The organism is Streptomyces davaonensis JCM 4913 (assembly GCF_000349325.1).
Classification (GTDB): domain Bacteria; phylum Actinomycetota; class Actinomycetes; order Streptomycetales; family Streptomycetaceae; genus Streptomyces; species Streptomyces davaonensis.
Window position 1 is genome coordinate 383,143 of the sequence record NC_020504.1, and the last position, 26,487, is coordinate 409,629.

General features: G+C 68.4%; 25 protein-coding genes and 2 pseudogenes. 10 read left to right on the forward strand and 17 right to left on the reverse strand.

Features of this window, described 5'->3' with window-relative positions:
• Positions 1–16: 16 nt before the first annotated feature.
• Positions 17–910 carry a LysR family transcriptional regulator gene (locus BN159_RS01680; RefSeq protein WP_015655144.1) on the reverse strand — a complete coding sequence of 298 codons (894 nt, stop codon included), beginning with the start codon at positions 908–910 and terminating at the stop codon, positions 17–19.
• Positions 911–1,049: 139 nt separating this feature from the next.
• Between BN159_RS01680 and BN159_RS01685 the strand changes: the two genes are divergently transcribed.
• Both BN159_RS01685 and BN159_RS01690 read left to right on the forward strand, forming a co-directional pair.
• The gene (locus BN159_RS01685) at positions 1,050–1,868 is read left to right on the forward strand and encodes a 3'(2'),5'-bisphosphate nucleotidase CysQ (RefSeq protein WP_015655145.1); all 819 of its coding nucleotides are present in this window, start codon (positions 1,050–1,052) and stop codon (positions 1,866–1,868) included.
• A gap of 41 nt (positions 1,869–1,909) precedes the next feature.
• On the forward strand, positions 1,910–2,506 hold the full coding sequence (locus BN159_RS01690; protein ID WP_015655146.1) for an NADPH-dependent F420 reductase: 597 nt from the start codon (positions 1,910–1,912) through the stop codon (positions 2,504–2,506).
• 432 nt (positions 2,507–2,938) lie between these two features.
• Here the strand turns inward: BN159_RS01690 and BN159_RS01695 are convergent, their stop codons facing one another.
• The 3 genes from BN159_RS01695 to BN159_RS01705 form a co-directional block, all read right to left on the reverse strand.
• Positions 2,939–3,433 carry a DUF6415 family natural product biosynthesis protein gene (locus BN159_RS01695; protein WP_015655147.1) on the reverse strand — a complete coding sequence of 165 codons (495 nt, stop codon included), beginning with the start codon at positions 3,431–3,433 and terminating at the stop codon, positions 2,939–2,941.
• Between the two features lie 2 nt (positions 3,434–3,435).
• Positions 3,436–3,870: a hypothetical protein gene (locus BN159_RS01700; RefSeq protein ID WP_041818718.1), complete on the reverse strand. Its 435-nt coding sequence runs from the start codon at positions 3,868–3,870 to the stop codon at positions 3,436–3,438.
• 342 nt (positions 3,871–4,212) lie between these two features.
• A complete protein-coding gene (locus BN159_RS01705; RefSeq protein WP_015655149.1) occupies positions 4,213–5,397 on the reverse strand; it encodes a helix-turn-helix domain-containing protein in 1,185 nt (394 codons plus the stop codon).
• Between the two features lie 91 nt (positions 5,398–5,488).
• On the opposite strand from BN159_RS01705, the gene BN159_RS01710 reads away from it, so the two are divergent.
• Positions 5,489–6,034 carry a flavoprotein gene (locus BN159_RS01710; protein WP_041818720.1) on the forward strand — a complete coding sequence of 182 codons (546 nt, stop codon included), beginning with the start codon at positions 5,489–5,491 and terminating at the stop codon, positions 6,032–6,034.
• Between the two features lie 234 nt (positions 6,035–6,268).
• Here the strand turns inward: BN159_RS01710 and BN159_RS47855 are convergent.
• From BN159_RS47855 to BN159_RS01745, 8 genes and pseudogenes are all read right to left on the reverse strand, one after another.
• Positions 6,269–7,209, reverse strand: a pseudogene (locus tag BN159_RS47855) (IS701 family transposase); the annotation flags it as partial.
• Positions 7,210–7,597: 388 nt separating this feature from the next.
• Entirely contained in the window at positions 7,598–8,140 is a 543-nt protein-coding gene (locus BN159_RS01715; protein WP_015655151.1) for a hypothetical protein, read from the reverse strand.
• Between the two features lie 46 nt (positions 8,141–8,186).
• Positions 8,187–8,819 carry a cysteine hydrolase family protein gene (locus BN159_RS01720; RefSeq protein WP_015655152.1) on the reverse strand — a complete coding sequence of 211 codons (633 nt, stop codon included), beginning with the start codon at positions 8,817–8,819 and terminating at the stop codon, positions 8,187–8,189.
• A 37-nt stretch (positions 8,820–8,856) separates the two neighbouring features.
• Entirely contained in the window at positions 8,857–9,648 is a 792-nt protein-coding gene (locus tag BN159_RS01725; protein ID WP_015655153.1) for an MBL fold metallo-hydrolase, read from the reverse strand.
• A 66-nt stretch (positions 9,649–9,714) separates the two neighbouring features.
• Positions 9,715–10,509, reverse strand: a complete 795-nt coding sequence (locus BN159_RS01730) for an alpha/beta hydrolase (protein ID WP_015655154.1) — start codon at positions 10,507–10,509, stop codon at positions 9,715–9,717.
• An 11-nt stretch (positions 10,510–10,520) separates the two neighbouring features.
• Positions 10,521–11,360 (reverse strand): alpha/beta fold hydrolase, encoded by an 840-nt coding sequence (locus BN159_RS01735; protein ID WP_015655155.1) that lies wholly within the window; start codon positions 11,358–11,360, stop codon positions 10,521–10,523.
• 70 nt (positions 11,361–11,430) lie between these two features.
• Positions 11,431–12,255 carry an alpha/beta fold hydrolase gene (locus BN159_RS01740; RefSeq protein WP_015655156.1) on the reverse strand — a complete coding sequence of 275 codons (825 nt, stop codon included), beginning with the start codon at positions 12,253–12,255 and terminating at the stop codon, positions 11,431–11,433.
• 94 nt (positions 12,256–12,349) lie between these two features.
• A complete protein-coding gene (locus BN159_RS01745; RefSeq protein ID WP_015655157.1) occupies positions 12,350–15,097 on the reverse strand; it encodes a helix-turn-helix transcriptional regulator in 2,748 nt (915 codons plus the stop codon).
• A gap of 331 nt (positions 15,098–15,428) precedes the next feature.
• On the opposite strand from BN159_RS01745, the gene BN159_RS01750 reads away from it, so the two are divergent.
• Positions 15,429–16,379, forward strand: coding sequence for a helix-turn-helix domain-containing protein (locus BN159_RS01750; protein ID WP_015655158.1), 951 nt, complete (start codon positions 15,429–15,431; stop codon positions 16,377–16,379).
• Positions 16,380–17,143: 764 nt separating this feature from the next.
• Here BN159_RS01750 and BN159_RS47665 read toward each other — a convergent pair.
• Positions 17,144–17,325, reverse strand: a pseudogene (locus BN159_RS47665) (hypothetical protein); the annotation flags it as partial.
• A 396-nt stretch (positions 17,326–17,721) separates the two neighbouring features.
• Here BN159_RS47665 and BN159_RS01755 point away from each other — a divergent pair.
• Positions 17,722–18,609, forward strand: coding sequence for a hypothetical protein (locus BN159_RS01755; protein ID WP_015655160.1), 888 nt, complete (start codon positions 17,722–17,724; stop codon positions 18,607–18,609).
• Positions 18,610–18,847: 238 nt separating this feature from the next.
• Here BN159_RS01755 and BN159_RS01760 read toward each other — a convergent pair whose 3' ends face one another.
• Positions 18,848–19,456, reverse strand: a complete 609-nt coding sequence (locus BN159_RS01760) for a TetR/AcrR family transcriptional regulator (RefSeq protein ID WP_041818722.1) — start codon at positions 19,454–19,456, stop codon at positions 18,848–18,850.
• 94 nt (positions 19,457–19,550) lie between these two features.
• Between BN159_RS01760 and BN159_RS01765 the strand changes: the two genes are divergently transcribed.
• Positions 19,551–19,964 (forward strand): DUF4345 domain-containing protein, encoded by a 414-nt coding sequence (locus BN159_RS01765; RefSeq protein ID WP_015655162.1) that lies wholly within the window; start codon positions 19,551–19,553, stop codon positions 19,962–19,964.
• A 516-nt stretch (positions 19,965–20,480) separates the two neighbouring features.
• The gene (locus BN159_RS01770) at positions 20,481–20,972 is read left to right on the forward strand and encodes a hypothetical protein (protein WP_157901056.1); all 492 of its coding nucleotides are present in this window, start codon (positions 20,481–20,483) and stop codon (positions 20,970–20,972) included.
• A gap of 102 nt (positions 20,973–21,074) precedes the next feature.
• Here BN159_RS01770 and BN159_RS01775 read toward each other — a convergent pair whose 3' ends face one another.
• The 3 genes from BN159_RS01775 to BN159_RS01785 all read right to left on the reverse strand — a co-directional run bounded on the left by BN159_RS01775 (position 21,075) and on the right by BN159_RS01785 (position 23,017).
• Positions 21,075–21,650: a hypothetical protein gene (locus BN159_RS01775; protein ID WP_015655164.1), complete on the reverse strand. Its 576-nt coding sequence runs from the start codon at positions 21,648–21,650 to the stop codon at positions 21,075–21,077.
• 290 nt (positions 21,651–21,940) lie between these two features.
• Positions 21,941–22,327, reverse strand: coding sequence for a hypothetical protein (locus tag BN159_RS01780; protein WP_015655165.1), 387 nt, complete (start codon positions 22,325–22,327; stop codon positions 21,941–21,943).
• A gap of 3 nt (positions 22,328–22,330) precedes the next feature.
• Positions 22,331–23,017 carry a hypothetical protein gene (locus BN159_RS01785; RefSeq protein WP_157901057.1) on the reverse strand — a complete coding sequence of 229 codons (687 nt, stop codon included), beginning with the start codon at positions 23,015–23,017 and terminating at the stop codon, positions 22,331–22,333.
• A 136-nt stretch (positions 23,018–23,153) separates the two neighbouring features.
• Here BN159_RS01785 and BN159_RS01790 point away from each other — a divergent pair, with 136 nt between their 5' ends.
• The 3 genes from BN159_RS01790 to BN159_RS42630 are packed head-to-tail and all read left to right on the forward strand — an operon-like array spanning position 23,154 to position 26,313.
• Positions 23,154–24,494 (forward strand): radical SAM protein, encoded by a 1,341-nt coding sequence (locus BN159_RS01790; protein WP_041818729.1) that lies wholly within the window; start codon positions 23,154–23,156, stop codon positions 24,492–24,494.
• Positions 24,491–25,507 carry an aminotransferase class I/II-fold pyridoxal phosphate-dependent enzyme gene (locus tag BN159_RS01795; RefSeq protein ID WP_015655168.1) on the forward strand — a complete coding sequence of 339 codons (1,017 nt, stop codon included), beginning with the start codon at positions 24,491–24,493 and terminating at the stop codon, positions 25,505–25,507. Before BN159_RS01790 ends, BN159_RS01795 begins: the two co-directional genes overlap by 4 nt.
• Positions 25,504–26,313, forward strand: coding sequence for a class I SAM-dependent methyltransferase (locus BN159_RS42630; RefSeq protein ID WP_015655169.1), 810 nt, complete (start codon positions 25,504–25,506; stop codon positions 26,311–26,313). Before BN159_RS01795 ends, BN159_RS42630 begins: the two co-directional genes overlap by 4 nt.
• Positions 26,314–26,487: the final 174 nt, after the last annotated feature.

The following is a 26,487-nucleotide window of genomic DNA, read 5'->3' on the forward strand; positions in this document are numbered from 1 at the left end:
CCGAATACGACGCTCCTCACATGGCCAGCGCGGTTCGCGCCAGTCCGCGCAGCCAGGCGTGGGCGTGGTCGGTGTCGTAGCGCTGATGCCACGACAGGTATATCGGTGCTGACGGCAGTTCGAGCGGGAGGGGGAGCACGGCCAGGCCCAGGTCGGCGACCGCGGAGCGCGTGGTGGCTTCGGGGACGCTGATCAGGAGATCGGAGCCGCGCGCGAACTCCAGCGCGGCCGCTTCCGTGGGCGCGGTAGCCACCACGCGGCGAGTGAGGCCGAGCCGCGCGAGGGCGTCGTCGAGGGCATTGCTGAGGTTTCCGCGCCGCGAGACGGTGACGTGCTCAGCATCGGCGTACTGCTCTGCGGTGACGGTCCTGATGCGGGTGAGGGGGTGTCCCTGCCGCACGACGATGACGAGGCGACTCTCGCCCACGTTCTCGGCACGGATGTCCGGTGCGCTCGGGCGGTTGGCGTTCGCCTCCAGGTCGACCTCGCCGCGCCGCAACTCGGGGGTGTCGATGCTCGATTCCGCGATGAAGCGCAATCGCACGCCCGGCGCCTGTCCGCGCACGGCCGCGAGCAGTGCGGGGCCACTCAGGGCGATGAGGGAGTCGTGCCAGCGGAGTGTGAAGGTGCGCTCCAGTGTTGCCAGATCGAGTTCACGGCTCGGTGCCAGCACCCCTTGGACCTGGTGCAGCAGCTCGTGCACCTGTTCCCGGACGGCGATCGCGTACGGCGTCGGGGTCATCGTGCGGCCGGTGCGCACCAGGATCTGATCCCCCGTCGTGCGCCGGATGCGGCCCAGACTCCGGCTCATCGCGGGGGCGGTGACGTGCATGCGCGCGGCAGCCCCGGCCACACTCCCCTCCTCCAGCAGCGCGTCGAGCGCAGCGAGCAGGTTCAAATCCAATTGCATGCGAGTAATCCTAGCCGTGCTTTACATGCATTTGAAGTTAATGACCGGGCTGCATACCGTTGAGGCGAAAGCGCAAGAAGCAAAGCGCAGTTCGGTCCCCGACCGGCCCAATCACCCCTCCTCACACGGGAGTACAGCCATGTCCGAAACACTTCAGACCACTGACGTCGCCGCCTCTGACGCCGACCTGCTCCGGGAGACCGCGATCGCCGTGCGCGCGGCCGGTTCGGCGCTGCGCGAACGCTTCGGCGAGGTGGTCCGCTACCAGACCCGCGAAGAGCTGATGCGCGCACTCGCCGCCAACGACGACACGGCCCTCGACGTTCTGCGCCCCCGCCTCACGCGCCTGCGCCCGGACGCCGGCTGGGTGGAGAACGAACTGGATGGCGGGGCGCTGCCGCCCGGCGAATGGTGGGTCGTGGATCCGGCCGAAGGCAACGTCAACCACCTGCACGCCCTGCCGGATTGGGCGGTGACCGCCACCCTCGTGCGGGAGAACCAGCCGGTGCTCACCGCGGTCCACCTGCCGTTGACCGGCGAGACCTATACCGCGCTCACCGGCGCGGGCGCCCACGTCGACGGCCGGCCGCTGCACGTCTCCCAGACCGCGGACCTCGGCCTGAGCATCGTGGCCACCAGCCAGGCCCGGCCGGACGAGGACGAAAAGGTCGTGCGGCGCGTCGGCTCCTCGATCACCGCGATGCTCTTCGACGCGCTCGTCGTCCGCACTGCCGTGCCCGCGACCCTGCACCTGCTGAACGTAGCCGCCGGCCGGATCGACGCCTTCTGGCAGTTCGCCGGCGCCCGCGCGGACCTGCTGCCCGGGGCGCTGCTCGTCACCGAGGCCGGCGGACAGATCTCCGACGCCGAGGGCCGCCCCTGGACCCCGCAGAGCGAGAGCCTCCTGGCCGCCGCGCCCGGCGTCCACGCCGCGGCCGTCGCCACGCTCTCACGCTGACCGCACACCACAACCTGCACGCACGGAAGGACCAGATCATCATGACCACGATCGCAGTTCTCGGAAACGGCCGCGTCGGCGGCAACCTGGCCACAGCCCTCACCCGGGCAGGGCATGAGGTGACCGTGGCGGGCCGCGCGCCGGGCGCCGCCGCCGACGCTGCCCGGACAGCCCGGATCGTCATCAACGCCACCCCGGGCGCCGGCTCGCTGGACCGGCTCGCTGCCCTGCGCGAGGAACTGCGCGACAAGATCCTCGTCGACGTTTCCAACGCCACCACCGACGGACCAGACGGACTGCCCGCCGACCTGATCTATCCCGGCTCAAGCCTCGCCGAGCAACTCCAGGAAGCCCTCCCCGAAACACGCATCGTCAAGACACTCAACACCATGCTCTTCCCCGTGATGACCGCGCCGGCCACGCTCCCCCAGACACCGACCGCGTTCCTCTCCGGCGAGGACCCGCAGGCCAAGCAGACCGTCCGCGAACTGCTCACCGACCTCGGCTGGCGCAAGGAGTGGATCACTGATCTCGGCGGGATCCAGACCGCCCGCGCCACGGAGGCGGCGATACTGTTCGTGCCGCACGTGATTCGGTCCAACGGACTCGCGCCCTTCGCGATCTCGATCGCCCGATGAAGTACTGATCCGGCATCGCTGGTCAGGCTGCCTGGCAGTAGCCGTCCGCGCCGGGGCTGTCGCCACGCAGCGGGCTGAAGTCGACGTCCAGGTGCGGGTCGTACGCCTCGGGCCCAAGGCCGAGTTCGTGGGTGGGGTACTCACCGAAGCGGCGGATGTGCTCGGTCAGGCACGGCGAGATGTGGGTCAGGTCCTCGGGGTCGACGCCGTGGCCCTCCTCCGGGAGCTGCCCGAGGGGTCGTTGTCGGTGATGACGCCAGTTGCCGAAGCCAATCCACTGAGAGAAGCCCTTGAGCGCCTCGACCTTGTTCGTGGCCGAGATGGCCCGCCGGCATAGCGGGGCATCCGAGAGATAGCGCAGCTCTTGGGAGGTGCGCCCCTGGCCCGCGGTCGCCGTGGGACCCCTGTTCAGCCGGGGACGGGCGCCACTGGTCAGCGGAGGTGGACGGCGTGGGCGCAGCCGTCATGGATGCGGCTGGAGACGGTCGAGCCTCCGGATGGGCTGCCCTGGTCGTACGGCTGTGTCGCTGCGCCCGGCTTGATGAGCTGGTCGCAGGCGGGGCACACGCTGTAGCCGGACAGCGTCATGTGGTGGTCGCACAGGGCCATCACCGACCTGGCGAGCCTGCGCACATACGCGGCGGCATCGGATGGCCCCGGCCCGGGAACGGCGTCCAGCTTGCCGCGGGCCTCGCGGACGCAGGCGAGCGCGACATAGCGCGGGATGTCGTCGTCAGGCAGGTGCGCGGCGGCTCGCTCGACCTCCGAGATGAGCATCTGCATGCCGTGGCGCAGCGACCGGGTCAGCGTCTCCAGCGTGGCCCGGTCGGTGGGGGTCACCTCGGGCGGCAGCACCTCGGCCACGGTCGCGCGCATCGCGGCGATGTCCACCGGCGGGGCATCGGGGGCGGCAGGGGGCTCGGGCATGGTCACGACTCGGCCTCACAGTCCGCATCGGTCAGGCAGCCGGCCACCATGACGAACGTCAGCACATCCGAGGTCCTGCACAGCCAGCCCGGCCGGGTGACGGGCACCGCCCAGTACGAGCCCCAGGCATGCCCCTCCAGCCCGGTCACATCGGTGCGGGGTACACCCAGGTAGGTGCCGTCACCGAGACAGGCCGCGGCCGGCGCCCGCCAGAGGCGGGCGGTGCCGGGCGGCACGAGGGCGTAGTAACGGCGGCCCGCGGGGTCGTGGATGACCGGCCGGCCGTTGAAGATCCAGCCGAGCCAGCCACTCACCGTGGACGGGTCGCTCACTTCGGCCACCCCATGGACGAGATGCTCAGGGATGCGGACCGCATCGAAGAGCTTCCCCAGCGGGATCAGGGCAAGCCGGCACTCACCGTCCCACTCCTGGTACACCGCTTCAGGCGAGGAGTGCGCAGAGGCAATCCACGCTTCAACTCCGCCTGACGGAAGCGGGCTCGGTGGTGTTAACGCCCCACTGCGGGCCGTACTGTTCGTCATGTTGACGCTCCCTCACGGGTTCGAGCGTTGGCCAGCCCCGGAGTCGTTCACGCGGCTGCCGGGGCGCACCTCGCGACGACTCCACAGGTCACGCCGGCGCGTCTGCCGGTGCCCTAGGGCATGCGGAGCACGCGCCATCGCGCTGCCTGTGCCTCGTCGTTGACCAGGTGTAAGAACAGCGTGACGCTACGAGAGGGGATGAACTCTCACAGTTCTGTGAGAGTTGTGAGTGTCCGCTTAAAGACCGACCCAGGCGGCCATGTGATTGAGGGTGTCCGGGGTTCGCCGGGACATGTGCACGAGACCCGTAATAGTGTCGCGGGCGGCAGGGTGGTACCGGGTCTGCTCGGGAGCCAGACGCCGCGCCTCAACAAGCGACTTCAGCGCGGACGCGGTGTGCCCGGTCTCCATCTCGGTGCGGGCCTGGTCGATGAGGAAGTGCGCACGACGGGAGGTGGCGAGCTGCGGCGGCAGCTTGATCTTCCGTGCCTGCTTCAGCGCGTCGTCGTACAGACGCATCTCCAGGGCGGCGGACATCCGGTGCAGGGCCACGTTGGACGGACCGAAGCTCAGCCAGTGAACATCGGAGGCGTCACCGATCCGCCTGGCGATTTTCCTGGCTTCGCTGATGTGCAGGACGACTGCCCCGACGTCCTCTGCACGGGCCGCGATGACGGAGCCGCCGAGGTGGAGTTGGCCGGTGACCGCCAAAGCTTCGCGTGTGATCTCCGCCTGCCCGACGATGGTGTGTCCTGAGGAGACGAGCCGCTGCCCGATCTGGTACTCGCCCTCACGGAAGTACACCAACGCCCGCATGTACTGGCGGACCGCGCCGAGACACGGGTCGGAGGCACGTTCGGCTGCCCACGCCATCCGGTCCAGGGCGACGGCCGAAAGGTCGTAGTAGCCGAGCTTCACGCAGATGTCGTGTGCCGTCCGGTAGAGCGAGGCGAGCGCCTGCCACAGCTGGGTGGAGGGGGCCGACCACGCGGTGTTCGTGAGCTCAGCGATCAGGGTGGGAAGCTTGCGGGCCGCGTTCCGCAGATGCGTGGCGCGGACTTCTTCGCACAACTGGTCCGCTCCGGCGATAAGTTGTTCTGCTGGCCGTACAGTCAGGTCCGGGTTGGGCCCGAGGTCGTACAAATCGAGAGACTCACGGATCGGTCGTACGAGTTCTGCAAGCCGGTCACGTTGTAGTTCGGTCACGTACGGCTGGCCGGTCAGGACGGTCACATCGACGCTCAGAGCCTTGGCACACGCAGCGACGAAATCGGCTGTGGCCGGCCGGGCGCCGCATTCGACCTGGGTGAGCAGGCTGTACGAGTACGGCAGCAGATCGGCGAATTGGCGTTGTGTGAGCCTGGCCATTTTGCGCTGTTCCGCGATCCGTGCGCCCGTGTGGTTGTCGTCCAGCGTGGGCATACTGGTCTCCGTTCTAAGCAGCCACTTGGAACAGTACCCGCCCCCGACTCCCATCAGAGCGGGGGGCGGTTGCATGTGGTCGGATAGGGACATGACGACTGATCGCGTGCTCTACCTGTTCGGCTCGGCAGCCCCACCAGTCTTCGACGTCGACAGGGTGATCCAGCAGGCTCAGGCCCGTGGCTTCGACGTGTGCATGGGCCTCACCCCCACAGCCGCGCGCTGGCTGACCCCCCAGCTGGCCGAGTTGGAGCTGCTCACCGGGCACCCCGTGCGCAGCGAGTACAAGATGCCTGGCGAGCCAGACGTGTGGCCCAAGGCGGACGTGATCGCACTGGCCCCGGCCACCTTCAACACCATCAACTCGTGGGCGCTGGGGCTCACCCACGACTTCGTGGTGGGTGTCGTCGCGGAGGGCATCGGCAAGGGCATCCCCATGGTGACGATGCCGTGTGTGAACGCGGCGTACGTGCGGCACACGCGGTTCGAGCGCAGCGTCACCGAACTGCGGGACATGGGCGTCCAGGTGCTGTACGGGGAGAGCGGGTTTGTGCCGAACCTGCCCGGCCAGGGCAAACCCAAGGAGTACCCCTGGCACTTGGTCCTCGACGCGGCGCAGGAACTCTCGCAGTCCTGACCAAGGCCTCCGCGAGCCCGAGCCCCTGCTGCCGAAGCAGCAGGGGCCGCGTGGCTCAGTACTCCAGCAGGACTTCGCTGCCTGACCTGGTCATTGCCGGGTGGCGGGAGTGCAGCGGGGCTTCGAACGTGCGGTGGCGGTCTCACGGAGACCGCCCCTCGATCGTGCGACAACGCCGCAGGTAGCGACAGCGGCGGGCGATTGTCTGGCGTTGGCAGCGCCAGTTCGACCAGCTCAGAGCGTGACGTCGTCCTCGATGTCCGCGCAGGTGCGAGGGCTTGGGAAGACAAGCTCCCAGGAGTCGCCGAACCTCCGCCACTGTGAGCCCGATGGCCCCGACGGTCCCCATCGGTTGCGCCCCCCTTTCCTCGGCATGACGAGCCGTGGCAGCCAGGAATGCGTGCGCGAGCATGGCGAGGGTGACGTGCCGATACCAGCCCACATAACGGCGGACCTCGTACTGATCCAGGCTGCACGTTCCTTGCGGCCTGAAAACACTCCTCGATCGCCCAGCGTGCCCCGGCGACCCGCACCAACTCCCGGACCGTGGTTTCCAGGGGCGCGCAGGCCAGGTAGTAGACGACCTCGTCCGGCCTGCTAATGCTTCGCCGGGCCAATGCCCACCGCATCCGGTGAGGGACCTCTCCCTGGAAATCGAACTCGGCGACGCAAGGCAGCCGCACTGCCACCCAGTGAGATACACGGGGACCCTTCACACCGTCACCGCACGAGATCTTCTTCCATGCCTCGTTGGGTGCTTGCGCGAAGGGGCCGTCGATGCGGGGACAGTCCACGGTGAACTGGGACTTGGAGACGGCCAGCACGTAGCCGACGCCCGACTGCTCCAGCAGCCGGCGGAATCGGTTGTCCTGCCCGTAGGCGGAGTCCGCGGTCATCCAGGCGATGGGCAGCGGCGAGGCCAGGGCCCGCAACACCATGTGTCAGGCCAGTTCGCCCTTGAAGGTGAACTCCCGCTCGTCGGGGACCTTTGCCGCGCGGCAGCGTTCCCGGTCCTTGGTCCAGGACTTGGGGAGGCAGAACTCCCGGTCGACCAGGGCGCGGCCGCGGGCCGAGGTGTAGGCGGCGAAGACGCCGATCTGGCAGTTCTCCGTCCGGCCTGCGGTCCCGGAGTACTGCCGCTGGACCCCGGCGGAGGTGATGCCCTTCTTGATGAAGCGGTCAGGACACCGCTGTCCTCGCCGACCTTGTCGGCGATGTATTGCCGGAAGCGGTGGCCGATGGCCAGGAGGAGTGCATCGAGTTCGCGGTCCCACTGCGCGGCGGCATACTCGGTGATCACTTTGGGAGGCTGTCCCGCCGGTGTCACTACTTGCGGCGTTGCCGCACGATCGAGGGGCGGTCCCCGTCAGAGCACCCCCGCTCGATCGAAGTCCCGCTACACTCCCGCTACCCGGCAAAGGACCAGGTCAGACAGTGAAACGCTGCCCGAGTATTAGGGCGCCGGCGCCCACGACGCGGCATTGAGGCGCCCGTCCCACTGCCTCAGGAATGTCTCCCTTCCGCACTGCCGCCTCCGTCGCGGCCGTGGGCCGGAGCCCGGTGTTATGCGCCGGTGCGGGCTGCCCGTTCGATGCTGGCGGCGAACAGCGGGGTTTCGCGGCGGTTATGGTCTTCGCCCGCGGGTTGACTGCGTTTGATGGCATCCCCGAACGCCACGCCGTGCTCTTCGAGCGCGGCGAGGTACCTGATCGTCGGGTGGGCGGTGACGGCGTTGGTGAACTCGCAGTGGTCGTCGTCGACTTGTCGGACGCTGAGGTCCCAGATCACCTGGGCGTCGTAGCGCCCGAAGGGGGTGAAGAGGTCGGACAGGGAGACCATCCGGCAGTGGTGCGGTCCGGTGATCTCTCCGATGTAGTGCTGGATCATCAGGGTGGGGCCGACCTGCTCGACGTTGATGGACATCGGTTGTCCGTCGTCGCTCACGGTGGAGCCGCAGGCGATGTGGTCTCCCGGGGCGCACCGCCGGTATTCGGCGTTGGGCAGGGCGAACAGCCACTTCGCAATGTCGATCTTGTTCAGTGGGGCGTTGATCGTGGCGGTGAACACGGACTGGGTCACGACCAGGTCTGTGCGGATGTCGGACATGGCTGCCTCCACGGGGCGCGGTCTCGGATGCGCTGTTGAGAGGTGGTCAGGCGGGGTTCTGCGGGAGGGCCTTGACGAATTCGTCGGTGGTGAGAAGGGCGTGGGCGTAGGTGGGGGCGTTGAGTTCGAACGTCGCGTGCATCTCTTCCGGGCGGAAGGAGGCGATGGCGTCCTTGACGAGGGTGACGTGGTAGCCGAGTTCCTGGCCGAAGCGGGCGGTGGTGTCGATGCAGGTGTTGGCCCGCATGCCGATCAGTACGATCCGGGAGATGCCGTGCTGCTTGAGGAGCAGGTCGAGATCGGTGTTGGCGAAGCCGCTGGCGGACCAGTGCTCGTGCACGAGGATCTCGCCCTGCCGCGGCTGGAAGTCGGGGTGGAACGTCCCGCCCCAGGAGCCCTTCTCGAAGATCTTCGCCTTCGCGGTTGCGGCCTGTGAGCCGGACAGGTGGGCCCAGTCGGCGTAGTCGCCGGGCGCGGTGCGGCGGTGCGGGACGAAGAAGGTGCGGATGCCGGCCGCGCGGGTGGCGGCGAGGACCTGGCGCATGTGGTCGAGCAGGCGGACGCTTTCGGCCACCTGCTTCGCGTGCGGCCACAGTTTTCCCCCCTCGGACAGGAAGTCGTTGTAGGGGTCGACCAGGAGCAGAGCGGTGTGGGAGCTGTCGTAGCCGTCGGTGGTCATGTGCTGTACCTCGTATCCGGTGGTGGCACGCCCTGGGTCAGGAACTGATCCGCGTCGGGGTTCCGGTGGGCAGCCAGTGGAAGCGGTTGCGGATGTCGGCGGGGGCTGCGGCGATCCGGCGCTCGATGGCCTCGCGACCCTCGTGGAAGTGGTGCCAGCCCTCGTAGTGGACAGGTATCGCGGTGTGGGGTCGTAGCAGGCGGCACAGGTCCACGGCCTGGGCGGCGGTCATGGTGTACCGGATAGGGCCGTTGATCGGGAAGCGCACGCCGCCGAGGTGCAGCAGCGCGGTGCCCACGCTGAGCCGATCGGCCACGTGCCGCAGGCCGCCGTGCAGGACGGTGTCGCCGGAGATCCACAGAGCGCCGTGCTGCTGGCCTTCCCAGGTGAGGGCGAATCCGGTGACTTGCCCGGTCAGCGGCCGGGACAGAGGCGGGCCGTGGCGGGCCGGGGTCGCGGTGACGTCGATCGTGGGACGTCCCGGGGCTTGGAGGCGTGTGCCCGTCCATGGGGCGAGGCCGCGGGCGTTTCGGCCGAGGCGGCGGGCGCCGGCCGGCGTGGTCAGCACGGTCCGGGCGGTGCCCAGGACGTCCCGCCCGGCGCGGTCGAGGTTGTCGCCATGGTGATCGTGGCTGAGCAGGACGGCGTCGATCGGTGGCAGTTCCGCGACAGTGATCGCGGGACCGGCCCGTTTGCGGGAAGAGGTGCCCCAGCCGAAGGTGTAGCGCTGCCCGGGCGGGTCGAAGGTCGGATCGGTGAGCAGCCGCCAGCCGCCGACCTCGATCAGAGCGGTCGGGCCGCCGATGTGAGTGATCCGCAGGTCGCTCATGAGGGTCCTTCCTTCCGGGCCCGGGACGGGTGGTGCGTGTCCCGGGCCGGGCGGTGAGGGCTCGGCTCAGGCGTGGGCGAGGGCCCAGTCCAGGGCGTGGTCGGCGACCTCCTGCCAACCGTCCTGTGCGGGCATCAGGTGGGAACGGCCGGGGAACACCCTGACCTCCGTGGTCGTGCCGTCGGCCTTGTAGTGCTTGGCGTTGGACTGCTGCACCTTGGGCGGCATGAGGTGGTCGTGCTCGCCGGAGCAGAACAGCAGGGGCGCCCGGCCCGCGTTGTGGTAGTCGACGTGGGTGTCGGTGTGCCCGGGGTGGAGGTTGGCCAGGGCGCTGCCCCAGACGATGCTGCCGGGTGCGGGGATGTGGTAGCGCTCGTAGGTCGCGTGGGCCTGGTCCTCGGGGAAGGTGTTGGTGAAGGCGTAGCGCCAGTGGTCGTAGTCGAAGCCGATGGCGCGGTGGCGGTTGGCCGGGTTCTTCAGCACCGGGAAGGTCGAGCGGACCTGGGACAGCGGCACGACCGCGACGCCTTCGGTGGGTGCGGAGTTGATCGCCACTCCCGCGGCGCCGTAGCCGCGGTCGAGGAGGATCTGGGTGAACGCGCCGCCGGCGGAGTGCCCCATGATGACCGGCGGGCGGTCCAGCTCGGTGATGATCTTCTCCAGGCTGGCGATGATGGCGGGCACGGTCACGGTCTCGATGGGGGTGGGGTCGGCGTTGAGGGCGTCGACCTCCGCCTCGAAGCCGGGGTAGGGCGGCGCGATGACGCGGAAGCCTTTGTCCTCGTAGTGGGTGATCCAGTGTTCCCAGGCGCGTGGCGTCACCCAGAAGCCGTGAACGAGGAGGATGGTGTCGGGTTGCATCGGTGTGCTCCTCAGCGGGTGGCCAGGTAGGCGGCCTGGATCTGACGGACCACGACATCCGGGTGGGACATCATCACGACATGAGACGAGCCCTTGACCTCGACGGTGCGGCTGTGAGCGCGTTCGGCCATGTAGCGCTGGACGGCGGCCGGGATGACGTAGTCGTTGGTGGGGATGACGTACCAGGACGGCAGGTTCTTCCAGGCCGGCTCGCCACTCGGGGCGGCCAACCCGCCGACGCTGCCAGGGCGTTGGGCGGCGGCCATCAGCCGTGTCTGGGAGGACGGCAGGTCGGCGGCGAACACCTCGCGGAACTTCGCGGGGTCGATGTAGCCGTCCTTGCCTGTGCTGCCGTCCGACAGCGGGTAGTCGCGGGTGATCAGAGCGTCCGGCAGTTTGCTGCCGGGAAACTTCCCGGCCAGTTGCAGCGCGCTCTCGCCCTGGTCGGGGGCGAAGGCGGCGACGTACACGAGGGCCTTGACGTTGGCGTGGCCGCGGGCGGCGTTGGTGATGACCTCACCGCCGTAGGAGTGGCCGACGAGGATGACCGGACCGTCGATCGTGTCGAGGATGCTGGAGACGTAGGTCGAGTCCCCGCTCAGGTCGCGCAGCGGGTTGGCGGGGGCGATGACCTGATAGCCCGCCTTCTGGAGTGCGTCGATGGTCGGGTACCAGCCGGAGGCGTCGGCGAAGACACCGTGCACGAGGACGATGGTGGGTTTGGGCTCGGTGCTGTGGGCGGGGGAAGCGGAGACCGGCGCGAGGGTCCCGCCGGCGCCGAGGGCGAGTGCGCCGGCGAGCAGGGACGCGCCGAGGACGCGGCGGCGGGGCAGATGACGGACGGAGTTCATCCATGGCTCCTGGGGGTGAGGGCTCCCCGGCGGGGGCACCGCCGGGGACACGGCGTGGGTGGTCCTTTCCTCAGGAGTTGAGGAACTCCAGCAGGTCCGCGTTGAGCTGTTCCTTGTGGGTGTCGGTGATGCCGTGCGGGGCGCCCGGGTAGACCTTCAGCGCCGCGTTCTTGATCCGGGCCGCCGACGCCTTGCCGCCCACCTCGAACGGCACGACCTGGTCGTCGTCGCCGTGGATGACCAGCGTGGGTACGTCGATGGCGTCCAGGTCGGCGCGGAAGTCGGTGGCGGAGAAGGCGGCGATGCACTCGTAGGCGCCGCGGTGACCGGCCTGGAGGCCCTGGCTCCAGAAGGCGTCCCGGATGCCCTGGGAAATCTCGGCGCCGGGCCGGTTGTTGCCGAAGAACGGCCCGTCGGCGAGGTCCCGGTACAGCTGGGAGCGGTCGGCGAGGGAACCGGCGCGGATCGCGTCGAAGTTCTCGACGGGGACGCCGCCGGGGTTGTCGTCGGTCCTGAGCATGAACGGCGGTACGGCGGAGACCAGGACGACCTGGGCGACGCGTGCGGTGCCGTGCCGGCCGACGTAGCGGGCCACCTCGCCGCCGCCGGTGGAGAACCCGACGAGGGTGACGTCCCGCAGGTCGAGGGTGTCGATGAGGGTGGCCAGGTCGTCGGCGTAGGTATTCATCTCGTTGCCGTTCCACGTCTGGTCGGAACGGCCGTGGCCGCGCCGGTCGTGGGCGATCGCGCGGAAGCCGTGCGTGGCCAGGTGGAGCTGCTGTGCCTCCCAGCTGTCGGCGTTGAGCGGCCAGCCGTGACTGAGCACGACCGGCCGGCCCGTGCCCCAGTCCTTGTAGTAGATCTGCGCTCCGTCGGATGCGGTGACGAACGGCATGGAATCCTCCCGGTCAGAGCGGGTTTTTCCGACCGTTCGAGCATTCACCGACGCCGGGTGCGCTCGAACCACGTGAAGCACGTAGGGCTGACGGCTACTCGTCCTCCAACGCCTGGGCGAGCTGCCGACGAGAGGTCAGGTTCAGCTTCCGGAACACCTTGCGCAGGTGGTAGTCGACGGTGTTGGCGCTGATGAACAGCCGAGCGGCGATCTCGGGGTTCGTAGCCCCGGACCGGGCGAGCCGGGCGATGGCCAGTTCCTGGGCGGTCAGTTCGTCGTTGACACCGGCCTTGCTGCGCACCACGTGTTCGCCGGTGGCGGCCAGCTCCTGAGCCGCCCGAGCGGCGAAGCCCGCGGCGTCCATGCCGTCGAACAGCGTCAGCGCGGCCTTCAGCGGTTCCCGGGCGTCCTTGCGGCGCCTGCGGCGCCGCAACCACTCGCCGTACAGCAGATGGGCGAGGGCGAGGTCGGAGCGCGCCCGGGTGCGGGCGAGTACGTCGATCGCCGCGCGGTACAGCGGTTCGGCCTCGCCTGCGGGGGCGAGCAGGGCCTTCGAGCGGGCCAGCAGCCCCAGGCTCCATGGTGTGCCCGCAGCGGTGGCGCGCCGGTCCAGCGTCCGCAGGGTCGTGGCGGCCAGCAACCGATCCCCGGAACGTGCCGCTGCCTCCACGAGGTGAGGCAGCAGCCGGGAACTCAGGTACACCGTGTCCCGGTCGACGAGGTCGCGCAGGAGGGTGCAGGCGGTGCCGTAGTCGCCTCGGCCTGAGGCCAGCACGGCCATCCCGATCCGGGTGATGGTGTCGACGGCGCCGTTGCCCAGCCAGATCGCGGATCGCAGCGAGCCGTCCAGGACGGGGTCCAGGTCGTCGCCGCCGCGCCAGGCGAGCAGTTCGGGGTAGCGGTAGATCGCCCAGACGTCGTCGGTGGCGCCCATCGCGGCACGGATCTGGCTGCCCTCCGCCCGCAGGTCCTCGGCGGTCGCCAGTCGGCCCAGGTTGGTTTCGCACAACGTCGCGCAGTACAGCGCGGTGTCCAGCTGCCACAGGGCGCCGGTCCGCCGGGCGGCGTCGATGGCCCGATGGACGACGGCTGTCTGTGTCGGCTCGTCCCACAGGATCGTGCTCAGCGTGATGCAGGGCAGGTAGCCGCGCAGGACGAGTTCGTCCGGGGTACGCGCATCCAGCAGCAGGGAGCACGCCCGGCGGATCAGGGGAACGGCCTGCTCGTAACCGCTCGAAATGAGCTCGGCGAAGGCATACAGCACGGCGTCGAGGACCGAGTCCTCGCTCCGGCGGCCGAGGAGGCGGGTGATCGTTCGGGCGATCTCGTCCACCGTCGTGTCCCGTATGCAGTATTCCGCGGTGATCGCGCGCTCGACAGTCCGCAGCAAGGCTTCCTCGACGAGATCCGGCGCCCGCTCACCGAAGGCCGCGGCGGCGTCCAGACACATGACGGGCGCCTGCGCGAAGGAACCAGCTTCACCCATCGCCACGAGCACGTGCGCTCGGACCAGCTGGGCTCTGCCCCGACCGACGTCGTCGAGCGAGCTGTCGGCGAGGGCGTCGAGCAGTGCCCTCGCCTGCATCGGCGCTCCAGACGTCAGAGCCGCTTCGGACGCCGCGAGGAGGCGCACGGCGCGGCGATCACCCTGAGGGGTCAGCTCGGCCGCGCGCGTGAGAAACAAGGCCCGGGCCGCGTGACCGCCACGGGCACCCGCTCGGTCGGCCGAGCGCTCGACCTCGGCGGCGACCGCCTCATCGGGCATGGCACAGGCGGCCGCCAGGTGCCACACTCTGCGCTCGACGTCCGAGGGACGTGCGGTGGCCTCGGCAAGGGCACGGTGGACCTGCCGTCGCTGGGTGCTCGTGGCCCCGCCGTACACGGCCGACCGGACCAGCGGGTGCCGGAAGCGCGCCGTTCCACTCACCGTCACCAGGCGCGCGGACTCCGCCGGGGCGGGCGCGTCGGGTTCGAGGCCCAGTGCTGTGGCGGCGCCCTCGATGCAGGCGAGGTCCCCGCCGGGTTCCGCCGCGGCGATCACCAGCCAGGTCTGCGTCGATTCGGGGAGCGCCCGTACCCGCCGTAGGTAGTGCTCCTCCAGCCGACTGCCCACCGGCAGCGGCTCTGGCAGCGCGATCCCACCCGAAAGCTGTTCCGCGGACAGCTCCTGGCCGAGGTCGGTGAGAGCCAGCGGGTTGCCGCCCGTCGCGGCCACGATGCGAGCGCACACCTGGGAATCCAGCGGTCCGGGCACCACCGACATCAGCAACTGCTGCGCATCCGCATCCCGCAGACCCGCCACTTCGGTCACCGGCAGACCTGCCGGAACGTCGAATCCCGTCCGGGCGCCGAACAGCAGGCCTATGCCCTCCGCGTGCACTCTGCGGGCCACGAACGCCAGGACATCGAGGGACTCCTGATCCAGCCACTGAAGGTCGTCGACACAGCACAGCACGGGGCGCCCCTTGGCGGTCTCCGCCAGGAACGTGAGCGTCGCGAGTCCGACCAGGAACCGGTCCGCGGGAGCACCGTCGGACAGTCCGCAGGCCACCCGCAGAGCCTCATGCTGTGCCGCGGGCAACCCGTGTGGCTCCTTGAGATCACCCAGCACGGGTACGAGCAACCGGTGCAGCCCCGCGAAGGCGAAACCGGCCTCCTCCTCCACTCCCGCCACACGCAGCACGCGCAGGTCCGCGGCCTCGGAAGCGGCGTGGTCGAGCAGTACGGACTTCCCGATCCCGGCGTCACCGCGCAGCACGACCACGCCGCTCATGCCCTCGCGCAGCAGCCCCACCAGACGGGCGAGCTCCGCGCGCTCTTCGGACCGGCCCTTGAAACTCATGTCAGGCACCCTTCGCCGTGCATCCGGCATCGAAGGCGATGCATGGCCGACTGCGCTCCTGGGCGGCCGACCGATGTGAACCAGTTGTGAAGAAGCCTGACACGGCACTGGATCACCGATTTGACCCTGGCTGCAGGCGCCTTTGCCCTGGCTGCCAATGCAGTCGTCTTGCCTGCCAGCCCGCGTGCTCCGCATGTGCCTCGGTGACGCCTGGACGGCTTCTCGGATCTCATGCCATATGCAGGCATATTTTTCATGACATCTCCACATGGCGGATGATGCCTCCACGCGAGGCGGTGCTCGGAGCCGCTCTTCGACGGCGGGAGACGGTGTGCTGGTCCTGGACACGAATGATCTTCCACTCGGTGACCGGATCGACGCCTACCGGACGGTGGCCGTCGAGGAGAGTGGCATCGACGCAGTCGAGGAGGAAGAGCCCGAGGGCACCATTTGGAGGCGGATCGAGCTCTGGGACCTCGGGGCGCTCACCCTGTTCACCTGTCAGGGCACAGGCATGCACATCGCCCGATCCCTTCGACAGGCACGACGGGACGCGTGGGACACCGTCGCCGTGAGCATTCAGGTGCGGGGTGACGGTGGCTTCGCCTACCACGACCATCAGCGCCGCATCACGCCAGACAGCCTGTCACTCCTTCACATGCCCGACGGGTACGAATACTCGTGGTCCGGCATCGGGGGCACGCTGGCCTTCATGATCGAGGCGGAGAGACTGACTCTGCCGACGGACACAGTCCGCGCATCTGTCCCACTCCTCCATCACAGCCCCATCGGAACGCTGCTCCTGAACCATGTTCACGGCCTGCACCGTGTCGCCGACCAGCTCAGCGGCGGCCCTGGGATCGACGCCCTGGTCAACGCCACGACAGAACTGACTCGCGCCTGGATCGTGTCCGTTGCCGGCGACGACCGCGTCCGCTCCCGGGTCGCGCAGGAAACCCTCCTCACGCGCATCCTGGCCTACGCCCGGCTCCATTTGCGGGAGCCCGACCTCACACCGCAGCGTATCGCCTGGGCGCACAACATGTCCGTCAGGACCCTGTACCGGCTCTGCGAGGACAGCGGGCTCAGCCTCGAACAGTGGATCATTCGGCGCCGCCTCGAAGGCACCCGCAATGACTTGGCGGCGCCGGCCCATCAGAACCGCACGATCCAATCCATCGCCCGCTCCTGGGGCTTCACCAACGCCGCGTACTTCTCCCGCCGCTTCGGCCACACCTTCGGTACGACACCGAGCCGTTGGCGCCAGATTTCCCAGTTCTGAACGCCGGTCATGTTCGATCATCCAGATCGCCAGGCCGTCGGCTGCGCGACAGGAAGGTCCCTCACCTCCGTCGCCCCGCCGGGCGCCAGCTCCCCGCACGAGAGATGCCGCGGGCCGCCAGGGCCAGTACCGCGACCTGGGCGTCGGTCACCGGCACCGCCACCGACAACACGTCACCAGGGAGCGTGAGCGCCACCCCGCTTCGAAGACCACACCCCCCTGAGAGCCCCCTGACCTGGGTGTCCGACCGCCGGAACGGGCGACTGCCGACACGGGTGGCGTCCTGGACGCTCGAGGTGCTGTTTCCCGTTCCGAGGAGGACGGTGTGCCCGCTCAAGCTGATGTCCTGGCCCCGCCGCCGATTCCAGCATCGCGGAGGTCGGTGGCGGTCTTCTTCCGGTGGCCACCGATATTGCGCCGCAGGACGGCGGCAGCACCGTCGACTCCGTCATGAAGCTCAGTGGCATCCTGAACAGCCACGGGGAGCCCCGTTGGTCAATGTCGATCCGTGGTGCGCTGTCCCGAGTGCGGATGTCCAGTACATCGGCGGAACTCTGTTCGGCAGCAACAAAGCCTCCTGCAAGACCCAGCCGGACACTCAGGCCCAAGGAGACAAGCGGGTTCTCTAACCTCGATCTTTCGTGAGCGTCCGTCGACGGAGTCGGCGGACCCTTCGGTTGTCGGGGCGGTTGGTGAGCAGGCCGGTGGCCCGGCTGTCGCGTCGGGTGAGCGCTGGAATCCACTGCCCCCGGGGTCGCATGGTGCTGCGGCAGGGTCGACAGGCGCTGTTTGTCCGTGGACCGCTCCGCGGTGCTGATCAGCCGGGTGGCCATGAGGACCTCGAACAGTCCAGCGCGTCGATCGCCTTCGCCTCTAGGTGGCGCTTCACCGCGGCGAGCATCGCCGTGCGTTTGGGCTCCGGGGTCCGCTCCAACTTCGGCGCCTTGACTACGGCAAGGTCCTCTCGCCACCATCGCCAGGCTGCCAGAGGACGGGGCAGCGGTTCGCAACCGACGGGCTGCGTGGGGTGCTGGCGATGATGTCGTCGCCAGCACGGCAAGCTGCTGCAGGAGGTCGTCGTGCTTGCTGAGCCTGCTCCCCCGGCGTCAGCGACACTGCGCTCGCTGAGGAGGAGACGATGACCACCCGAGCACCCGCACCAGTGTGGTGATCCCACACCACGGCCCCAGCAAGATGGGGATCCGCTGGTCAACTGCGGCACGACAGCGGATCCCCATCTTGCTCGGCCAGTGTCGGATTGGAAACCATGACGGCATGGGACGGGCCGGCCCCGCGGGCATATGAGGCGACGCGGGCGGCTCTGTACGGGGAGGGGTTGCGCATGACTGTGCCTGGGAACGGGTCGGCCGAGCCCGGCGTTGCTCGTCGTCTGAAGCGGTATCTGACACGTTTCGAGCCTGCGGTGACGCGGTTCTTTCTCCTCGCGATCTTCACCGTCGGACTGGCTGCCCAGTTCGTCAAACCGGTCGGAGACGCCCTGGAGGACAAAGCCTTCCTCGGCGGCGCGCTCCTCAGTCTCGTGGCGTACGTGCTTTACGACGCGGTCCAGGACCTGGCCGCGTCGCTTCGGCTGCCCGAGCGATCTCAGGTGGGGTCGCGTGAGTTGGGCCGATTCGTGGATGAGGCCTTCCGCGCCCGGACGGTGGAGATCACCTTTCTCGGCTACACCGGGGAGACGATTGTCGGCCCGCTCTACCGCCGTTTGGAGGACCTTCTTGACGATCCCGGACCGACCAGGCGCGTGTGCATCAGAGTGCTGGTGCCGGATTTCGGGCAGCCCATGACTGTGCCGTCCAGGGTCGGGCCGAATGGTGAGCCGCTGGATGACCCCGAATTTCGGCGAGGCCAGGAACGGAGGTGCCGGGGGTTCGACGAGGCGCTGTCCGTGCTCGCGGAGCGGCTCAACAGGTTGGGACGGGTGACGGTGGAGAGCGAGTTCCGCCTCTACCCCGGCATACCGAGAGACAAGATCTGCATTCTCAACCGGGAGTTGGTGCTGCACGGCCTCTACGACGTGCTCGCCCGCCTGGTCCTGCGCATCTCAGGCCCTGAGTACTACGACCCCAAGGGCCACCGCGCCAGTCTGAATGTCTGGTCCGCGAAGGACACCGACACCACCAGAGCCGCTGTCGCCACCTGGAACCAGCACATGGACGGTTTGTGGAGCCTGGCTACGGTGCCGCCCTGGCGGCGAGCGACGGCGACGTGAACAGAGGCCCTTTGTCGGACGCTGCCGTCATGGCGGCTCGTCCGGCGAACCTGCCGCGAGGACGAGACGGTCACTCAGCACACCCCGCGCGGCGTGCTGAAAGGGCTAGATGAAACTTGATGCCTTATTCGTGTCGCTTCGTTGTGGGTGAGCGGGCAGATCGCAGCGTGCGCTCCGCGGGGACAGTACCGCTCTCAGCCCCGCGACGACCTGGAGGCCAGGCACCGCGGCCGGGCCCCTACAGTGGCCACTCGGGGGCTGGGTCCTCGGCGAGCAGGGGCCGCAGGGCCCCCAGGACCGCGCCGATGCAGACGTCGCGCAACTCGACGCGGGTACAGGTCTCGTGGGTGAGCCAGTCGACGCACAGGACCTGGACGAAGACGAGCCAGCTCCTCAGTACGCCGGACACGGCCTCACGGGCGCTCTCGTCCGCGAGGGGCAGTACGGCCAGCAGCCGTGCACGGAGCGCGTCCAACTCGTTGGTCATGATCGTCTGGATCACCGGGTCTCCCGCGAGGACCCGGTTGGCGGCGAGGACGGCGTTGCGGTTCGCCACGAAGTAGTCGAGATGGACGTCCATGCCCTGGATGAGCTGCTCCACCAGGGAGTCGGCAGGGTCGAACCGTGTCCGGGCGAGCAACTGGTCCGCCGCATGCTGGTAGACGGCCGCGAAGAGGGCGTGCTTGCTGGGGAAGTGACGGTAGAGCAGAGCCCGGGAGACACCGGCCTGTGCGGCGACGTCCTCCATGAGCACGTCAGCGTACGGGTGCGCGGCGAAGAGCCGTGCGCCGACTGCGAGGAGTTGGGCACGGCGGTCTGCGGGGGTGAGTCGCTGGCGGGGAGGCACCAGGACAGTTTAGTTGACATACGTCTACTAGTGCACTCAAGGTAGAAGTAGACGTATGTCAACTAAGCTCCGCCGAGGGCGGTTTGGAGGGACTATGGCCAGGGCTCTGCGCTTACTCACCCAGCTCATGGGGTGGTCCTGCGTGCTGATCGGCCTGTTCCACGTGGCCCTCGGCAACGCGGCGATCCCCGGCGCCGGTTCCGCCGGCACAACGGTCGACAGCTGGGGCCGGTTCATGGGGGCCTGCTTCGCCGGCTACGGGCTGGCCTGGCTCTGGGCCGCGCAACAGCGTCCGATCCCATCCCGGAGCGTACGGTGGCTCGCCGGCGTGTTCCTGCTGGGCGGCGTGGGCCGGCTGCTCTCACTCGCACTGCACGGATGGCCGCAGTGGTTCCAGATCGCGCTGACGGTGATCGAACTCACCCTGCCGCCGGTGTTCTTCTGGCTGGCCGACGCGGAGGAGCGGGCGCCGCGCGGTGACGTGGAGGCCGTGCACGCCGGGCGATGACGACACTGCTTGAATGCCCCGGTGAGCGCACTGGTCAGTGGTGCTGCTCACGGGTGCGCCGACGCCCTGGATGCTGCGCCGGAAGGTGCAGCCTCGTGCAGACCGTGCCGCTCAGAGACATGTGGTCGGTTCCCTGCCTGCTGCGGCTTCCCCCGCGTGAAAGCCGGTGGCTTCGAGGGCGGATGGCGAGGTCAGCGTGCATTCGCCCTCGCTACGCGAAGCAATGAAGCTCAACGAAGGCGCCTGGATCGCTGAGTGCGCCTCCTCCGAAGGTTCTGTCCTCATGGCCATGATGCGAACGAGCTGCATCACGCGCTAACCGCCTTGTGCAGGACCGCATCTGGCAGTTGGCATCGATGCGGCGCCGGGCAGACACCTGAAGACGCAACGCAGGGCAGCGTCCTCACCCAGGCGCTACCCCGCGGCGCCCGCGGGCGGACACATCACAAGACTTCGAACCCGGAACCCGTCAGGGCGGGAGTGACCGGCCACGAGGACGAAACGTACGCTGCGCACATGGAGTTGGGGACTCTCGCCATTGCAGCCATCGGAGCGGTGTTCGGTGTCGGCACGACCCTGGTCACCGACCTCGTGCGGTCACGCAGAGAGCAAGACCGGTACTGGAATGAGACGAAACGCGTTGTCTATGCGCGATTCTTGATGTCTCTGGCGCAGACGCACAGCCGCATGATCATGGCTGCGTTCAGCGAGCAGCCAGATGATGACCGGCGGCACGGTGTACACGACGCCTTCCACAGCGACCCGCACAACAGCGACCCCAAATCCGTACTGCGCGAGCTGGCTATCGTCGCTCCGGATCACGTTTATCAGGCCGCTCTGCCGGCTTATGGACAGCTCCGTACGATTCGGGAGCTTCTCGCCGCGCATCGACTTCGACCGGAATCTCCAGAATACGAACAAGCGCGACAACCGTTCTTCCAGGACTTGGAGAACTTGCAGAAGGTCATGCGAGACGACTTGCAGCCAAGAAACTTCCGCCGACCCTAGACGTGACCTCAGTCGGAGGTATGCCGAACGTGGATGACGCCGACGATGTCCCGGGAGTACGGCCGTTCACGGGCAACGACGGTGAGCGCTGGTCATACCGAGTCAGGTGCGTAGCCGCGCGAGTTCGTCTGCGCGACGGTGGTCCTTCGGGCGGCCGAGGGCCCGCCGCATGCGGATCAGGTCGTCGAGTGCGACGTAGCGGATGGTGAATCCCGCAGGGTCACGGGTGGTCTCGGCCGAGGTCAGGCAGGGGGTGACATCCATGGCGCCCCAGGGCAGGGCGGAAGTGCACAGGTCTCCGCCGGCGCCGGTGACCCGGTACCCCACCTGTGAGCTGTCGAGATCGGGCAGTTCGGTGCAGCCGCACAGGGTCAAGGCGTCGCGCAAGGCCTGCGCCTCGTCAGGGGTGCCGTCCCAGAGCAGGTCGAGATCCCCGGTCAGTTCGGCGGAGCCGTGCATGATGCCAGCAACCTGACCGATGACCACCGCGCGCGAGCCGGCGTCATGGATCGCCTGGAGGAAGGGGAAGGGATCGAAGCCCAGCGCCCCGTCGGTGGCGAAGGTGCCCAGCCGATCGTCGGCTTGCTCTGGCCCGCGCCCGATGGGGATGCGTTCTCGCGTTGCGTCCTGGGTCCGGGCGATGGCCTGCCGCAGGCGCAGGGCAGCTGTCTGGCTCATGGGCCCATCCAACACGGTCGTCCCCGCCCGGTGACCAGGGGTCCGGATTGGTCATCCTGGCCAACTGGGCGGCCATTTCAGCACCACGAGGATACGCCTACCGGGTCATCTCAATGAGAGTGCGGCGACAGCAGATGAGCGTGCCGGCGATACTGACGAAGGCGAGAAAGTGTTCAGCCTGAACAACGTCGCGCGGCTCGGCGACTGGCCGGCCTCGCCGCGTGTGTCGGCGGTCGTAGGACGGATCCTGGCCCAACCGTGGGCCTTGTCAACAAGCCGAAGGAATGCCCTCACTGCCACAGGTCAGCTCCTTCGCGCCCGCTGGGATCCATCGTCAAGAGGTCTTCGTGCAGGCCTGACAGGGCGCGCCCGGTCGGGGAACCGTCTTGGCTCGACTCCATGACGACCCAGCCGACATCCACACCCGACGCGTTCGCATCTCCGCCTGCGTCCAGCTCGTCGAGCGTCTCGAACACCGTCTCGTATGCAACGGCTCGTACCAGGCGAACAAGATCCTCCCTGTCCGCCCCGGCGGCAAGCAGGCGTTCGGCGGCGGGCAGTTGATCGAGTGAGCCCGGGTCGGACCAGCTGTCGATCGCACCACGCCACAAGCTCCGCAGCAACACACGTCGCGCGAGCTGGGGAAGGTCTTCCGTGTCCTCCGGGCAGCCGGTCACCGCCTACGCCCCCTCAGCACTCGGTTTGAACGCGTTGAAGCAGATCGCCCTGCCCACATTGCAGATCTCAGCGTCCATCGGGATGCTCACGGCCTCCGGGAATTCGTACGTCAGAAATGTCATCGTCCTGCCCGAGGGGAACTTCACCGTCGCTTCCTGTACCGAGGTTGCGTGCTTCGGAGTACCGCCGACGAAGGCGAACGGCCCTCTGCTGTTCTCAACAACGCTGACGGTGAGCCACATCTCGTGTGGCTCTGCCTGGTCAGAAACGCCGTGCGGGCTGCTGCGGCCCACGTGCACATAACCTTGTGGCTTCCGCCTCGCCGCAAGTTCGAAGCACTGTCGGTCCGATCCCTGCTCGCGTATCGACACCAGGCAGTACGTGTTGGCGTCCGGCATCCATACGACGTCCCCCGTGCCCACGGGCCGACGGCGCCGCACAACCGCCGCCTCGGACGTCGTCGGCGCGGCCTCACCTGTCGGGAACACATCGCTGCCCCGGAGAGCCTCGACCAGCTTCGCATCGTCCGCGACGATCCTCGCCGCGCCCAACGGTCTGGCCGGACCCACCTCGGGCGGCTTTGGAGAGCTGGAGGAAGCGGGCGAGCGCACAGCCGAGGGAGAGGGAGGAGCAGCCGGTGCCGGCTCGGCTTCCGTGCACGCTGTCAGCGCCGACAGCAGAAGACCCATACATGCAAGAAACCCACGCTTCATCGCTCACCCCCATCCGGTTGCGCGATGATAGCCGCGGCTCTGTGACACAACGCCAAGAATGACCGGGCGAGGAGCTCATGTCGTCCGAGGCCCCTTCGTGCATGATGACGGGATGAACCATGGCGACCAGCGCTTCCACGTCATCGTGCTGTCGAACTTCGCGAAGGGCTTCGACAAGTACGCCTTCGCTTACGGTAAGGCGGGGATTCCGGAGAGTACCTTTCCCGACCGGTTCCACCTGCTGACCGGTGCGGAATTGGGAATCGGCATCGGCAAGGCCCGACGCTTGCTCGACCGTCTGGCCATACCCGGCGACCGGCTGCTGGTGCTGGAAACCACAGTGGACCCCGACCAGCTGGTACCCAACGTGTCGACCGGCCTCGGCATGGAACTGCACAAGGCGCGCATCCGGTTGTCAGCAGTCCACGAACTCGACCACGTGGGCGACGAGTTCACGCTACGCCCGACAACCGTCGAGGACGCGATGGCGGCCTCCCTGCGCCTGCACGGATCGGCACAGCGCCGCTACGACGACACGCGACCGCGCTCGGTTTCTGTTCTGCCGGTCGCCTCCGCCTGCCAAGCTCGGTGTTCGTTCTGCTTCTCCGCGGCTTCGATCTCCAGCGACCAAGCGCCGGCACGGGTTCCGTGGGACGCGGTCGCCCACTGGCTGGAGCGCGCCCGTGCGGCGGGTGCCGAACGGGCAGTGATCACGGGCGGCGGGGAGCCCACGCTCATACCGTTCGACCAGCAACTGCGCCTGGTGTCCGCCTGCTCGGCGGCGTTCCCGAAGGTCGTCCTGATCACCAACGCGCACACCCTGGCGAAGGGCGAGCACGCTGACCGGGCCGGCCGGCTGGCAGCCCTGAGCGCCGCGGGCCTGAGCGTGCTGGCGGTCTCCCGGCACCATCACGACGACACCGTCAGCGAGCGGCTGATGTCGCTGCGCACGCCGGTGAGTTCTGTGATCGACACCTGGCGCCTGGAACGTGACCGCTGGCCGGGGCTACGGCTGCGGCTGATCTGCGTGCTCCAGCACGGCGGTGTGGCCGACGCGGCCGGCGTCGCCGACTACCTTTCGTGGGCCGCGGCTCTCGGTGTCGAGGAAGTCTGCTTCAAAGAGCTCTACGTCTCCACCAGCACCGAGTCGCTCTACTTCGACCGCGCCGCCAACGTCTGGAGCCGGGAGCACCAGGTTTCGCTGTCCGTCGTCACCCGGTTCGCCGAGCAGCATGGCCTCGAACTGGAGAGCCGCCTGCCCTGGGGCGCGCCGGTCTACCACGGCAGCTGGGACGGACGGCCGATGCGGATCGCCGCTTACACCGAGCCCAGCCTGCTGTGGGAACGCACCAACGGGATCGCACGCAGCTGGAACGTCATGGCCGACGGACGCTGTTACGCCTCCTTGGAAGACCGGGCCAGCGAGATCGTGCCGGAAGGTGCCACGGCATGAGGTTCGACGAGTTCCAGGCACTGCGGCAGCGGCAACTCAGCGCTTCCTCCCCGCTTTTGGACGCCGCCGAGACCAACGTGTACCGGGCGCTGGCTGCGATGCGGCCGGAATCGCCGGCCGACATGACAACAGTGCACCGTTGCGATCTCGCCCGTGCCTGGCTGCGGCGCTTCGAACTGCCGCAAGAGTGGTCCGGCCGCGCCATGGTCTGCCGAGGGGTTCGGCACGGGCTCGGCGTGGTGTTCCACTGGCTGCGCGCCGTCCAAGCACGGTTGTGGCTGCCCAGCGACGTGTACCCGGTCTACTTCGAACTGGCCCGCGCTGCCGGCCTGGCGCCCGAGTCCTACTCGACGCTGCCGGCGCCGGTACTGCCGAGGTCGCCGGCGGACCACCGGCCCGAGTACCTGCTGCTCGCCAACCCCAGCAAGCCCCTCGGCCGACACCTGTCCGATGCCGAGTGCGCCGCGGTGATGTCGTGGTTGCGGGAATCACCACGCCGCCACCTGCTGATAGACAGCGTCTACGATCTGGGGGCCCCGTTCGCTGCCGGCACACGGCGATTGCTGGAGACCGGTCGCGCGGTCCTGCTGCATTCGGTGACCAAGGGATGGCTGTGGCCACGCACGTTCGGCGTGGTCCTGCTGGGACCGGCGCAAGCCGAACTGGCCGAGGCGTTCCGGGCGGATCCGCCGACGCCGGCACAGCTGAGGCTCGCCGACCGTCTGCTGTCCGAGCACAGCGACATGCCCCGGCAGGTCGTCGACGAACTGGCCGCACGGGCTGAGCGGCTGTTCGAACGGTTGCCGGACGACGTACTCGCGGCGATTCCCACCGCGAGCCGGACTTGTCCCGGCAACTACTTCTTCCCCGTCGACATCCCAGCGCAGACACTCCAACGCGAGTACGGCGTACTCGCCATGCCGGTCAGCGTGTTCGGCGAGAACAGTTGGTCCGGCTCCATCCTGACCAGCCTTGCTGACGCGTTCGGCCCGACCCCGACGGCGGCACGATGAAAGCACTGGAGGACCTGGCCGTATACGACGACGCGGACTTCTACGACCAGGAGTTCGCCGCGCGCACCCACGACATCCCGTTCTTCCTCGCTCAAGCGGTCCAGGCGGGCGGTCCGATCCTGGAGGTGGCCTGCGGAACCGGACGCATCACCCTGCCGATCGCACGCACGGGTGCCGAGATCACAGGGCTCGACATCATGCCCTCGATGCTGGCCCGTGCCCGTCAAAGGGCCGAACACGAGGAACTGCCGATCGAGTGGCTGGAACAGGACTGCCGAGACATCCGCTCCGACAGGCGCTTCGCTCTGGTGTTCTCGGCGACCAACGCGATGCAGCACCTGCACGACCTGGATTCCGTCGTCGCGTTCCTCACCTCGGCGCGCAACGTGCTGCGACCAGGCGGGACCCTGATCCTGGACGTGTTCAACCCCGACATGGCCAAGCTGTGCCGACTCCCCGAGTCGCCCCACCACCACAAGTCGGTCGTGGACAAGGACGGGGCCAGGCTCGACGTACAAGCGACGACCCACTACGACGCCGCCGCCCAAGTGCTGCGCTTCACGCTGGACTACCTGCGCGACGGCGTGTGCGTGCGCACGAAGAAGGTCAGCATGCGCTGCTTCTTTCCCGAGGAACTCCTGGCACTGTGCCGCCTGGCCGGTCTCGACGTCGCGCAGCGCTACGGGGACTACGACCGATCCCCGTTCACGAGCACCTCGCCGAAGCAGCTCCTGCTCTGCCGCTCCCGACCCGCCAGCGGCCAGTTCGGCGACCCGCCGTCGGCACCAGACATGCATCCGAGCTGAGCCGGCACAGGCCCAATCGGACTGCAATCCGCGAACCCGGGCACGGAATGTACGCCGGCGCCTCTCGTTGTCATGGACAAGCGTCGCCGACTCTGCGGCTCCGGCTCGACGTCTGTGGACACCCACGGCACGGCCGCTTTGAGGTCCGCGGTTCAGCCCACCCCGCGCGGACCA